Source organism: Alteromonas sp. IB21 (assembly GCF_016405965.1).
Taxonomy (GTDB): domain Bacteria; phylum Pseudomonadota; class Gammaproteobacteria; order Enterobacterales; family Alteromonadaceae; genus Alteromonas.
In genome coordinates, this window is the sequence record NZ_JAEFCD010000006.1 from 104,886 (window position 1) to 116,790 (window position 11,905).

Below are 11,905 nucleotides of genomic sequence, written 5' to 3' on the forward strand. Positions count from 1 at the left end.
TAGTTAAGAAAAACAATTGGGAAGTATAAACTAAGCGCATAAGTATCACTTGTGCTCTTTAGTCTATGATTACATGTGGCGAGGTTGGTATATTAGATCATGCGTTACAATTCTGTCGCCTCAACTCAATCTAAATCTTCGAGAGGCCAAATAGCGATGTAATCCTCAAAGTTGCTCAGATCGACGTCTGTTTCAAACACGGTTTTATTGCGTACCGACATTCCTTTTGCGTGCATCACGTGCTTCTTACCTTTGTTAAGCAACGGGTGCCATGACGGTAAGCCCCTACCCTCATAAAGTCTTCGATAGGCGCAGCTGTTTGGCATGAAGAAAATGTCTTTAAGGTTTTCTTTAGTGAGTTTAACGCAATCGGGCACAAGTTCCGTTCGTCTCTCATATTGCGTACACTCACACTTTTTCGTATTTAAATATGAGCAAACTATGTTGGTGTAGTGTATTTTCTCATTATCTTTGATGTGATCGGTGACTTCGTATTCTTCAACAGCGTCATCATCGATAAACTTTTGGAGGCAGCATTTGCCACAACCATCACACAGCGATTCCCATTCCCTTTGAGACATTTCCTCTAAAGACTTAGTTTCCCAAAATGCAGCTGTCATTCTGCGACTACCTCTGTGTGCACGGTTAGGTGATTTTCTAGCGATGCGATGACGGTATCAGAAGGCGTTAGCTTGCCGACACCTTTTGGCGTTCCGGTTAAAATCACATCGCCGCTATCTAGCGTAAATACAGAAGACATGTGCGCAATAAGCGGAACAATTTTGTAAAGCATCAATTCTGTATGACCGCTTTGTCTAATCTCATCATTGATCGTTAGACTAAAATGCAGGTCATCAAGATCCTCAACTACGTTCAACGGCACAAAACCAGATAGCGGCGCGCTGTTATCAAACGATTTAGCTCTTTCCCAGGGTTGACCTTGCTTTTTCAAGTCAGCTTGGATTTCGCGAAGAGTAAGATCTAACCCTAAACCGACGCCCCAAATGGCGGCCTTTACTTCTTCTTCGCTGGCGTTTTTCAATGAAGACTTAAGCAAAACCGCCACTTCAAGTTCGTTATGACACTCACCTTTATCGGTAGGAACCGTAATTTTATCGCGCATGTTACACATTGCGGCTTTAGGCTTCATGAAAAGCAACGGCATTTCAGACACTGAAGAATTCATTTCTTGAATATGATCAAGGTAATTGCGACCAACGCAAACCACTTTATTTACCGGTAATAATATTTCATTACCGCGTACATCAATATGATGATAGGGCATTAATATCCTCGCTTTATTCGTTCTGAAAGATAGCCTACTGAAATGCCAAAGTATGACGAGCGGTTCCATTTCATTAGCGTATGAAAATTGTCGTACACCAGATATATCCGCCCTTCTTCACCATCAGGCATAATAAGCGACGCGTTAACATCAACATTGGGAAGCGTACTTCCATCAAACCGGGTTACTCCATTTGTTTTCCAGAATGACAACGGTTTCATGCTAGCTTTATCTAAGCCCGAAACTGGCACAGTACCTGAAAGTTTGACTTGCCTTCCCCACGTGCCCTTACTGCTCCATCCTTCAGACGACAGATAGTTTGCAATAGAAGCAAAGACATCGGCTTCAGTGCCCCAGATATCTTTCTTGCCATCGCCGTTATAATCCACAGCGTAATTCAAGAAAGAAATAGGCATAAACTGTGTCTGTCCCATCGCGCCAGCCCAGGAACCTTTAAGGGCATCAACGCTGATATGCCCTTCACTTAATATTTGTAATGCAGCAAAAAAGTTGTCTTTAAATAGTTTTTCTCGGCGCCCTTCGTACGCTAAGGAAGCCAACGCAGAAAGCACACTGTAATTGCCTTGAATTTTTCCAAAGTTGGACTCGTTTCCCCACAGGGCAACAATGAATCTAGCTTGGACCCCGTATTCTTTGGCTATTTTCTCGAGTAACGTTCTATGTTCATCATACTTTGCCACCGCTTGCTTAACTTTCCAATCCGGCACCCGCGTGGCTAAGTAATCATCTAGCGTTATCTTTTTCTCTGGCTGGTTTTTATCAGATTTTACTACGGTAGGTCTAAACGTGATGGTGGCGAAGGCCTCATCCAGCTTATCAAGGTCCATTCCCTTATCTACCGCTTCTGTTTTTAAGGAGGCTACGTAATTAGCAAAACCCTCTTCGGTTAGCGAGTCGTTTGTGGCCGCTTGTGCGATATTGTGAAGCAAAAACGTCAAAGCAAATACGAAAACGGTTAAAAGCACTGAAACGTTACTCTGTCTAAAAGCCGCCTTTAGGGCTTCGCGGATGTCTCTTATCGCCAGTCTGCCCAACCAAAAATTTACTGCATTGAATAACATGGTAATTTAAAACTTTTTATCCGGTGTTTTTGAAAGGCCGAGAGACTCACGATGTGTCTCTAGGAGGTTTTCTTCTTTTGGCGGCACCTGAAGGTAGAACCCTTTTTCGTTAAGCTCATCAATTAACTTTAGTTTGTCGACCATACCTAAACGTTCGTGCTTATCTAATGCAAGAATAGTCACTAGCTCTGGACGACCAAACATTTGCATCAATGGCTCAGGCACATCTTCAAAATTGTCTTTCTTCGGCACGTATAAATACATGCCTTCTTTTTTTCGTGTTTTATATACAGCGCATAACATAAGTTTTTTTCTCTTCGTATCGGGCTAGTTGCTTTTACCCGTCTTAGGACTTGGCGCTACTGCGATGGAGCATCGCCTAGAAGACGTGTCACATGAGGACGAAACAGAGGCTCTCGCCACGTAGAAAGGACATCAGGCTTTAAGCCCTGAACCCGCGTTTCGTCGACCGAAAACCAGTACCACTTAAGTAGTTGATTCAACTGTTTTTTAGACGCGATTACGTCAGCATTAACCCCATTATCTTTGGCAATGTGCTCACTGATATCTTTCAATTCTGCAAGCGTCTTTTTATATTTCGCAACATCAATAAGTCGCAACACAATGGGCAGTCTCAGCTTTTCAGGCGTTTGTGCATACTTCGCCCTGGCCTCTTCAATTAACGTAATAATGATGTCACCATAGCGCCTCACCGACTGATGATTCACGCCGTTAATCCGTGACAGTGCAGATTTGTTGTCTATTAGACGCTGGGCTGCCTCAAATAAATGCCCTTCTTTAAAAACAAAATTGAGCGCCAAGTCTTTCTTTCTCGCCATATTCAATCGCCATGCAGCCAAAGCTTGAAGCACAGTGAGCTGTTCGCTGTTCAAACGCCAGTTATTTTTAATACTCAAATAGGCAAAGTCTTCTGGCATTTGTGCGCGCTTTTTCTCGACTAACAAATCTATCTCTTGATAAATCCAGTGCACTTTGCCTGCTTCCTGTATTTTGCTGGCTAGCTGTTGATAGCACGGCAGAAGATACAGAACATCATTGGCGGCATAGCTAAGCTGAGCCTCTCGAAGGGGTCTAGCTAACCAGTCAGTGCGTGATTCTCCCTTGTCTAAGCTAATATCGCAAAGCAGTTCCACTAACTTGGCATAGCCTAATGACGGCCCCATATCCAGCATACTTCCCGCTAACTGCGTGTCAAATACAGGCGTGGGGACAGTACCAAATGCGGTAAGAAAAGCTTCCATGTCTTCTGAACATGAGTGCAGCACCTTTACCACTGCTGTATTTTCCATAAGCGAAATAAAAGGCTGCATATTATCAATAGCAAGCGGATCGATGAGCACGAGCTGGTGCCCGTCATAAAGCTGAATTAGGCCTAAATGAGGGGTAAGTGTTCTTGTTCTTACAAACTCGGTATCCAAAGCTACAGCCTCTTGGCGCTGCGCAGCTATGCACACCTTGTCTAATTGTTCAAATGTCGTAATTAATTGATATTGCATATTTTTGCACAGTAATAAAAAAGCCGGCTAACGCCGGCTTTCACAAAACTATTTCAATAGAATTAGTCTCGAAGCTCCCGACGCAGAATTTTACCTACATTGGTTTTCGGTAAGTCGTCTTTGAAAACAACTTGCTTAGGCACTTTATAACCCGTTAAGTGGTTACGGCAGTGCGCGATAACGTCTTTTTCAGTCAACGCGTCGTTGTTCTTAACTACAAACAATTTAACAACTTCGCCACTGACTTCATGGGGAACCCCCACCGCTGCCGCTTCAACAATATTTTCATGCATTGCGGCAACTTCTTCGATTTCGTTAGGAAACACGTTAAAGCCTGATACCAGGATCATATCCTTTTTACGGTCAACAATATAGAAGTAACCTTCATCATCTACCGTTGCAATATCACCTGTCGCCAGCCATCCATCTTTAAGAATGTCTTCTGTCGCTTCTGGGCGGTTCAAATACCCCTTCATGACCTGAGGGCCTTTCACCCACAATTCACCGGGCTCACCCTTTTCAACGGGATTTCCATCATCGTCAAGTAGTTTAATGTCTGTCGAAGGAACAGGCATACCGATGGCGCCTTTATAAGCTTCAATCTGCGGTGGATTTACTGCAACTACAGGTGAACATTCCGTAAGACCGTAACCTTCCAGTAGTACCGTGCCGGTTACTTTTTCCCACTTTTCAGCAACAGGGCGCTGAACGGCCATACCGCCACCTAGACCAAACTTGAACTTGCTAAAGTCTAGTTCGTCGAACCCAGGGGTATTTAGCAGGCCGTTAAAGAGCGTGTTTACGCCAGGTAAGATAGTGAAGGGGTACTTGCTTAATTCGTTAACGAAAGCAGGCATATCCCTCGGATTGGTAATGAGCAAGTTGCGGCAACCGTACTTAACGAACATAAGGCAGTTCGCCAGAAGCGCAAAAATATGGTAAAGCGGAAGTGCGGTTACTACAAAATCTTCACCTTCTTCAATCACCGTCTCTAGAATACCTGAGACCTGCTCAAGGTTAGCCACCATATTGCGGTGTGTGAGCATTGCTCCTTTTGATACCCCTGTAGTTCCACCTGTATATTGAAGAAACGCTAAATCGCCACTATCAATTTCAGGGCGCTTATATTCCAGCGACTGACCTTTTTTAACCGCTGACATAAAAGACGTAGTTTCAGGAAGAGTGAACGAGGGCACCATTTTCTTAACGTATTTGACTACTGCGTTAACTATCCAACGCTTTGGCGCGGGCAGCATATCACCCAAGGCGGTTAGAAAAACTTCTTGAAGATTAGTCTCTGCAATGACCTCTTCAAGAGTACACGCAAAGTTCTCGACGATTACGATGGCTTTAGCATTGGCATCATTAAGCTGATGCTTCAATTCACGAGCGGTATAAAGGGGGTTAACGTTAACCACTACCATTCCCGCGCGCAAAATACCGAACATGGCGATAGGATATTGAAGAAGGTTTGGCATCATGATTGCCACTGCGTCACCGCGCTTCAATCCGCTTGCCTGCAAATAAGCAGCAAATTGAGCGGACAAGGTGTCTAACTCTTCAAACGTAATTGAATGCCCCATATTAATGAAGGCTTCTCTATTTTTAAACTTTTTTACTGACTGCTCGAAGATGTCTACTACTGATGCGTAACGATCGGCATCAATCTCTGCGGAAACGCGAGGGTCGTAATGCTTAAGCCAGGTTTTTTCCACCAAAACCTCCTTTACTTTATTCTTATACTATTTGGTGAACGCATGGGGAGCCACGTTCACGTAACTGGTCTGATAACTTGCGAATAGTATAGGAAGTGTAAAAAAAAATAAACGATACAATTTACAATTGCTCAACAAAATGACGTATTAATACCCCTATATCGTCAGTATTTTCCATATGAATATGGTGACCGCCCACAAATTGTTCGAACTGCGCATTTAAAAACCAGCCTTTTCGTTTTGAAAACACTCCGTCCAGTTTTTTGAAGCTGTTAGACGCACCGATGAAAAGCACAGGACATTCGATGGCACGCATCAGTGATTCTGCCTGTTTCTCTGTAAGTCTAAGGGTAGATTTCGTGCGAAGTTTGGGATCACTAGACCAAAAACCATGCCCGCCTGCATCCTGAGTGAGGTTTCTCGCTAGAATTGAGCGCGCATGTTCTTCGGGTATATCCGAGATTTTGCACCTTGCGGCCACCGCGTCGTCCAAGTCTACTAAACGAAGTTTATTGCGCGACTTGGCGTGACGGCTAATGATAGCTTCGCGCATTTGTGATGGTGTAGTGTCTTCAGATTCAGTAAGTGGTCCGCAGGCATCAATACTTATCACCGCTGATACTTTTTCAGGAAACAGCGCAGCAAACATACTTGCCAAAATGCCCCCCAAAGAGTGACCTAGCAAAATCACGTCGTCCCAGGCTTGAGTCTCTATTAATGCATACAAATCCTGAAGGTAGTCAGCTTGATTATAATGGGCACCTGCCGCTCGATGACCCGAGCGACCGTGACCGGCAAGGTCGATAGCAACGAAACGGTGGGTTTGAAGATAAGGTGCCAATAACCTTAAACTTTCTGCATTGTCTAAAAAACCGTGCAACCCGATGACAACTTTACCGCCCCCTTGATTATCTAATGCCGCTAAAGTGAGGTTTCCAATATTAAATTCTGTTTCAATCATAGTGCCTTCCCCGGCAAGCTATTGCCGCCCAAATCCATATTAGCCAGAAAAAAATAGAAAAGGCGGCAATATTGTGCCGCCCTTATTACGTATGCTACTGTTGTTGCTGAATCGTCTGATTGTTCGAACGCGTTCCCCTGCTCTGGGACTTAGCGCTTACTTTCTTTGTACTTGGCATCGCAGAGCGGCTCGGCGCGTTGCTATATCGTATGATACGTGTGTGGTTAAAACCGGGATGTCCCCACCCCATATTGCGCCATCCAAACGGGTGATAAAATGGTCCTACCCCACCCCAAAATGGGGAATACCAACCTGTAAAACTATTAAAGCCGAAAGTATCCATGTGATAAACATCACGGTCGCGCCACATGTGGTAATCGTCGGCAATAATTGTGGGATAAATATAGGGTTGCTCACCCACCATACCCATCGTAGGTGCGGTAATAGTACCTAGAAAGGTTGCTGAACGACCTTCTTCAAATACAATGGGATCGACAAATCCGTCAATCTGAACCTTAAATCGGCCCGACGTTTCCCCACTCGTGCCGGGCTTGCCATAATGGTTTAACGGAAAATGCGCAAGTTCGATAAAGGTTTTGTCTGGTTTATTTTCTACCCCGACAATTAAACCACCCCAACGCGCTTTCTGACCTTGCGCATTGGCACCTGAAGTTACCGCCTTTGAGTAGCTGACTAGTTGCGTGCCTTCTGGCACCTCAATGCTATCAGGTACGATGGAACAGCCGGTAAACAAGAAGACTGTGAGTAAAACTAAATAACGAGACATTTAAGCGCTCCTTTGAACCCCAGAAAAAGTGCCGTATTAATATTGCACTTAATCAAAGCAAACCCTGAATTTCAAGATAAAAAGCGGTGTATTTTCTTTAGCTGGCCTACAAGTTGTTTTTCGTATCTCTTTAACTTGAAAAGAAAAAGCACACGCTATCAAACTAAACATTAGCATTAATACGAAGCGACAACCACTGCCGTTCAATTACAATTATGCTAACGCAAGATAGACTATGTTTTAGAGGTGTCTTCCATCTATTCGTTCAATTAGTACGTGAGAATTAAACAAAATGTAAGCTTTGCGTAAGTGGTTTGTTTAACTACAGCGCGTCACTACATGTAAAAAAGTTGAGGTAAAACGAATACGTTAACAAAGGCCCGTAACGTCTATTACAAGGCCATTTAAAATACTGAGTTTTAGGCGTAAATATCAACGCCAAACATTGCTTGAATTGACTCTCGCTGCGCTTGCTTTTCGAAACTGGTGTAAGAGGCGATAGCGTTTTGAGAATAATTATTGCCGTCTTCGCGAATAAACTGCTGATATGCTTTTGCGTTATCTGTGCCCTGTTTATCAGGCGCAACAACAATCGCCCTGGCAGACGATTCGCTTTGCCCTTTGCTTTGTTGCTCAGGGTCTTTGTTGATTTTAGCTACCCGCCCCTGAGAAGGCTCCGAAGACGGTAAAGCAAAATTATTGTTAATAATCATATAAGATTATTTGAGGCAAAATTTATACCAAATCAGAGGTGCTTGCAGCACAGCATTGCTGCAAGCCATTTCCCTGATTACTCTCTTCCTGGCAGCTTTTTCCAGGTAACTTTGTCTCGTAGATAAACAGGCTCTACATTAACCGCATCAAATACATCGCCAACTTCGTGCGCTTTTAATGCTAGATTAAGCATAAACTCTGCGTTAGGAAGGGAAACATCCTCGCTATTTTCAGGACTGACGTTTGAGCGCCAAACATTAAGCTTTTCATATGCAGCCCATCCGGTGCCAGCGGTTACCATTTTTTTACTAACCTCTTGGCCCATTGAATCAAGCTGTTCCAAAGCCATTTCAGGCGGACAAACCTGCTCATCGATGATCCGATTTAGGCCATCGGGGGTGTGATGATACACGGCAAAGTAAACTTCATCCATGCGCGCATCTGAGGCTACCGCAATGAGTGCACTATCATCTTTGATTTTGGCTGATGCTTCGACCGCCATAGCTTCAAGCGTGCTTACGCCTGCGACCTTAAGCCCCGTACCAAGCGCTAAACCTTGTATCATGCCAGTAGCTATACGAACGCCGGTAAAACTACCGGGGCCCCGACCGAACGCGAGTAAATCTAAGTCATTTAACGTGATATTCGCTTCTTTTAATACCTCGTCAACCATGGGAAGCAAACGCTGACTGTGCTGCTGTGGGCATATTTCAAAACGGGTAGTACGTATTCCGTTGTGCTGTAATGCTACCGAACAGGCTTCGGTTGCCGTATCTATCGCTAAAATGTTCATGTATGTCTCTTGTGTTGTATAACCTAAAATCGACCTCTGCTTCTAATTTCCAAGAAGCCGATGTTTAGGGCTTTAACTTAGGCTTCATCAATGCCGGCTAAAAATTTTTCTACTTCATCTAAGCTTCTTGTACGCTTCATATCTGGCAAGCTTCCGACAAAGGTTTTAGCGTACGGTTTTGTGACTAAGCGATTATCACAAATAACCAATACGCCTTTATCTGTAGGGTCTCGAATTAATCGTCCTGCACCCTGCTTCAGGGTAATTACAGCCTGTGGGATCTGAATTACACCAAAAGGATTGGCCCCACGTTTTTTCACATCCTCCATGCGCGCTTGCAGTAGCGGGTCATCGGGCGAAGCGAAAGGCAGCTTGTCAATCATAACGCAGACAAGGTCGTTTCCTCTCACATCGACCCCTTCCCAAAATGCCCCCGTCCCCATAAGCACCGCTTTTTCATCGGCTAAATACGCATCGAGCAATGCTTGTTTGGTTGTTGTCCCCTGCACGAGCAATGGATTATCTATCTCATCTTCTAGCTTTTGGGCTATTTCTCTTAGCATGGCGTGACTGGTGAATAATAAAAAGCACCGCCCTCGGCTTGCTTTGATTAAACGTTTAGCCGTTTCCAGCAAGGTCTCACGCATGGCATAGCTATTGGGCTCGGGCAAATAACGTGGAACACACAGCATGGCCTGTTCGGGATAGTTAAACGGGCTATCTAAACCTAATGTTTCTGCATCTTCCAGCCCCATTCGTCGCTGAAAGTGTTCAAATCCGCCGTTAACCATTAACGTTGCTGAGGTAAAAATCCATCCGCGAGGCGGTGATGATACGAATCGCCTGAATTTCGCAGCAATAGATAACGGCGTCAGATGCATGATCAAATGACGTTGGGTCGTTTCATACCACAAGCTGACATTTTCTTGCTTATTATCGCTGAGAGCGTCAAGTTGCTCTCTTGCCGCCACTACTCGCTCATACATATTATCTAAGTCTTTATCCCGACCAATATGCAGTTTACACACCTCGTGCAAAACACCGAGGGCTTCAGCAAGCTTGCCCACCTGCATGCGCACATCGTCACGGTCTAATGCCTCTGCCCAGTTTCCTCGCTCTGCGGTATCAGGGAACAGAAGGCGTAAATCAGATGCGATCATTCTGCACTTGTCGGCCGCTTTATCTAGCTGCCCCGCATCTTTTAACACTGTTCTAAATAGTAGGGTTATATCTTTAGCTATGTCGTGAATCTGTCGCGTCGAGAGCGACTCGCCGAAATAATCACTGGCAATATCAGGAATCTGATGAGCCTCATCAAAGATAATTGCATCGGCTTCAGGAATAAGTTCGCCAAACCCCGTATCTTTAAGCGCCATATCGGCAAAAAACAGGTGGTGATTCACCACGATAATATCGGCATCTAATGCCTTTCTACGTGCTTTAACTAAGTAGCAATCTTCATAGTCTGGACAATCACGCCCCAAGCAGTTATCTACCGTAGAGGTCACTAATGGCAGCACGCGCGCATCCTCTGGAAGCGTCTTCAACTCGCCCATGTCACCCGTTTTCGTTGTAGTCGACCAACGCTTCACTTCTGATAGCTGCCCTAATACCTCTTTTTCAACCAGCGTTGAATTGCCGCCGTGTTGAGCAAGACGGTGAAGGCAGAGGTAGTTTGACCGCCCTTTCAACAGCGCGGTTTTGCGCTTACTGTTAAGGGCTTTCTTTACAAGCGGTAAATCACGGTGAAACAACTGCTCTTGTAGGTTTTTCGTTCCGGTAGAAACAATAGCTTTTCCATTGCTCAATAACGCAGGAGCAAGGTACGCAAAAGTTTTCCCCGTACCTGTACCCGCTTCTACAATTAAACTGCCCGTGGTATCTATTGCGCGCTTAACCGCCTTAGCCATTTCTGTTTGCGCCTCTCGAGGCACAAACCCTTTGATGGTGCTAGCAAGAAGACCATCTGAAGAAAATACGTTATTTATTGTTGGCATGGTGTAGGCGCTGTCATTACTTTTCTACTCTCGGCCGCGCATTATGCCAAAAAGCCTATTGAATGCCCATTAAAGCTTTACACATTTAAATAGCGATTATTTGATGAAAAGATTTTGTCTTCTGGAGCAAAAAATTTAGCTTTTTTAACCTTAAAAGTGAGCGCAATATCCAGCTCGTAAGTGTTTACACTCAACTATTTTACGAGGTAATTATGAAGGGTTTAGTCTTAATAGGTTTAACGGCAATGGCGTTTTCTTTAACAGCACTGGCATCAGAAACGGCACCTGCGGAGCTTGTTGAAGAACTGACGCAATTCTGTCAGGAAGTGGCGGAAGAAGAAGGAACAAAAGGCAAGTCAGAAGACGAATTCGTTCTTGAATGTGTTAATGATGAATTAGAAGCAGAAGGCTATGCTAAAGTTTCGTCTTTAGATTAATCTAGCTAAACTTCACACTGTTACTTAGTGGCCTTGATTTAGATATCGAGGCCTTTGTGTTTTTGCTTTAGCGCTTTGTCCCCTGCCTTATCGCTCGAAAAACGCGTCAACCAAATCAGCAAGCTCTTCATCCAGCGCTTCTTCAAACACGTCTATATCTATATCGAAACGTGTCATGTATTTAGCTGCATTATCGCGAGACAAAGTCCCGTTTTTTATCTCAAACGCTAACTCGGGCAAGGATTTGTCATAGCGAGGTTTAATCGCCCATCGCAAACAATGGCTATGCCTGTCTTTAAGCTTTTGTTTAGCAAAAACACAGAATTCCTCGACGTAATCAGCGCCCTGCGGCCCTAGACACCCCGGCTCAATTCGATACATAACCAGCAATTTTTTATAAAGGGGCAGTCGAGTTTCCATTACACATTCGCATGACTTAAAGATTTGATTATCGGAAATGTTCGCGCAATTAGCCAGTAAAGCGTCACAGCGATTGCAAAATTGCTTGCGTTCCCTACTTTAAACTCGACAAAATAAGGTTGCTTCACTCTGTTAAGACTTTCAGCATTTGGCGCGGTAAATTGCACCGCTCACAAAGTAAGTATGCCTAGCCCTAA

General features: G+C 44.4%; 13 protein-coding genes. 1 reads left to right on the top strand and 12 read right to left on the bottom strand.

All coding sequences use genetic code 11. The annotated features are described in order from the left end of the window. Nucleotides 1-125: 125 nt before the first annotated feature. The 11 genes from JC525_RS06195 to JC525_RS06245 form a co-directional block, all read right to left on the bottom strand. The gene (locus JC525_RS06195) at nucleotides 126-620 is read right to left on the bottom strand and encodes a YcgN family cysteine cluster protein (protein WP_198815038.1); all 495 of its coding nucleotides are present in this window, start codon (nucleotides 618-620) and stop codon (nucleotides 126-128) included. Further along, the gene (locus tag JC525_RS06200; RefSeq protein ID WP_198815039.1) at nucleotides 617-1,285 is read right to left on the bottom strand and encodes a fumarylacetoacetate hydrolase family protein; all 669 of its coding nucleotides are present in this window, start codon (nucleotides 1,283-1,285) and stop codon (nucleotides 617-619) included. Before JC525_RS06200 ends, JC525_RS06195 begins: the two co-directional genes overlap by 4 nt. Next, nucleotides 1,285-2,367 carry a lytic murein transglycosylase gene (locus JC525_RS06205; RefSeq protein WP_198815040.1) on the bottom strand — a complete coding sequence of 361 codons (1,083 nt, stop codon included), beginning with the start codon at nucleotides 2,365-2,367 and terminating at the stop codon, nucleotides 1,285-1,287. Before JC525_RS06205 ends, JC525_RS06200 begins: the two co-directional genes overlap by 1 nt. Before the next feature lie 6 nt (nucleotides 2,368-2,373). Further along, complete coding sequence (locus JC525_RS06210; RefSeq protein WP_198815041.1) at nucleotides 2,374-2,670, bottom strand: YcgL domain-containing protein; 297 nt, start codon at nucleotides 2,668-2,670, stop codon at nucleotides 2,374-2,376. A 56-nt stretch (nucleotides 2,671-2,726) separates the two neighbouring features. Next, the gene (gene rnd / locus JC525_RS06215; RefSeq protein ID WP_198815042.1) at nucleotides 2,727-3,884 is read right to left on the bottom strand and encodes a ribonuclease D; all 1,158 of its coding nucleotides are present in this window, start codon (nucleotides 3,882-3,884) and stop codon (nucleotides 2,727-2,729) included. 62 nt (nucleotides 3,885-3,946) lie between these two features. Next, entirely contained in the window at nucleotides 3,947-5,599 is a 1,653-nt protein-coding gene (gene fadD, locus JC525_RS06220) for a long-chain-fatty-acid--CoA ligase FadD (RefSeq protein ID WP_198815043.1), read from the bottom strand. Nucleotides 5,600-5,720: 121 nt separating this feature from the next. Beyond that, complete coding sequence (locus JC525_RS06225) at nucleotides 5,721-6,560, bottom strand: alpha/beta fold hydrolase (RefSeq protein ID WP_198815044.1); 840 nt, start codon at nucleotides 6,558-6,560, stop codon at nucleotides 5,721-5,723. A 94-nt stretch (nucleotides 6,561-6,654) separates the two neighbouring features. Next, a complete protein-coding gene (locus JC525_RS06230) occupies nucleotides 6,655-7,347 on the bottom strand; it encodes a Slp family lipoprotein (RefSeq protein WP_198815045.1) in 693 nt (230 codons plus the stop codon). A gap of 419 nt (nucleotides 7,348-7,766) precedes the next feature. Next, nucleotides 7,767-8,060 carry a hypothetical protein gene (locus JC525_RS06235; protein WP_105929327.1) on the bottom strand — a complete coding sequence of 98 codons (294 nt, stop codon included), beginning with the start codon at nucleotides 8,058-8,060 and terminating at the stop codon, nucleotides 7,767-7,769. Between the two features lie 77 nt (nucleotides 8,061-8,137). After that, complete coding sequence (gene tsaB / locus JC525_RS06240) at nucleotides 8,138-8,854, bottom strand: tRNA (adenosine(37)-N6)-threonylcarbamoyltransferase complex dimerization subunit type 1 TsaB (RefSeq protein WP_198815046.1); 717 nt, start codon at nucleotides 8,852-8,854, stop codon at nucleotides 8,138-8,140. Between the two features lie 77 nt (nucleotides 8,855-8,931). Next, complete coding sequence (locus JC525_RS06245; protein ID WP_198815047.1) at nucleotides 8,932-10,851, bottom strand: ATP-dependent DNA helicase; 1,920 nt, start codon at nucleotides 10,849-10,851, stop codon at nucleotides 8,932-8,934. Between the two features lie 212 nt (nucleotides 10,852-11,063). Between JC525_RS06245 and JC525_RS06250 the strand changes: the two genes are divergently transcribed. Beyond that, nucleotides 11,064-11,288, top strand: a complete 225-nt coding sequence (locus JC525_RS06250) for a hypothetical protein (RefSeq protein ID WP_198815048.1) — start codon at nucleotides 11,064-11,066, stop codon at nucleotides 11,286-11,288. Nucleotides 11,289-11,375: 87 nt separating this feature from the next. On the opposite strand, the gene JC525_RS06255 is transcribed toward JC525_RS06250, so the two are convergent. Further along, the gene (locus JC525_RS06255) at nucleotides 11,376-11,708 is read right to left on the bottom strand and encodes a hypothetical protein (protein ID WP_198815049.1); all 333 of its coding nucleotides are present in this window, start codon (nucleotides 11,706-11,708) and stop codon (nucleotides 11,376-11,378) included. Between the last annotated feature and the right edge of the window lie 197 nt (nucleotides 11,709-11,905).

Excerpts from the sequence above, each read along its gene's own strand:
- JC525_RS06195 (WP_198815038.1), bottom strand. The coding sequence starts at position 620 with ATGACAGCTGCATTTTGGGAAACTAAGTCTTTAGAGGAAATGTCTCAA.
- JC525_RS06200 (WP_198815039.1), bottom strand. The coding sequence starts at position 1,285 with ATGCCCTATCATCATATTGATGTACGCGGTAATGAAATATTATTACCG.
- JC525_RS06205 (WP_198815040.1), bottom strand. The coding sequence starts at position 2,367 with ATGTTATTCAATGCAGTAAATTTTTGGTTGGGCAGACTGGCGATAAGA.
- JC525_RS06230 (WP_198815045.1), bottom strand. The coding sequence starts at position 7,347 with ATGTCTCGTTATTTAGTTTTACTCACAGTCTTCTTGTTTACCGGCTGT.
- JC525_RS06255 (WP_198815049.1), bottom strand. The coding sequence starts at position 11,708 with ATGGAAACTCGACTGCCCCTTTATAAAAAATTGCTGGTTATGTATCGA.
- JC525_RS06235 (WP_105929327.1), bottom strand. The coding sequence starts at position 8,060 with ATGATTATTAACAATAATTTTGCTTTACCGTCTTCGGAGCCTTCTCAG.
- JC525_RS06245 (WP_198815047.1), bottom strand. The coding sequence starts at position 10,851 with ATGCCAACAATAAATAACGTATTTTCTTCAGATGGTCTTCTTGCTAGC.
- JC525_RS06210 (WP_198815041.1), bottom strand. The coding sequence starts at position 2,670 with ATGTTATGCGCTGTATATAAAACACGAAAAAAAGAAGGCATGTATTTA.
- tsaB (WP_198815046.1), bottom strand. The coding sequence starts at position 8,854 with ATGAACATTTTAGCGATAGATACGGCAACCGAAGCCTGTTCGGTAGCA.
- rnd (WP_198815042.1), bottom strand. The coding sequence starts at position 3,884 with ATGCAATATCAATTAATTACGACATTTGAACAATTAGACAAGGTGTGC.
- JC525_RS06250 (WP_198815048.1), top strand. The coding sequence starts at position 11,064 with ATGAAGGGTTTAGTCTTAATAGGTTTAACGGCAATGGCGTTTTCTTTA.
- JC525_RS06225 (WP_198815044.1), bottom strand. The coding sequence starts at position 6,560 with ATGATTGAAACAGAATTTAATATTGGAAACCTCACTTTAGCGGCATTA.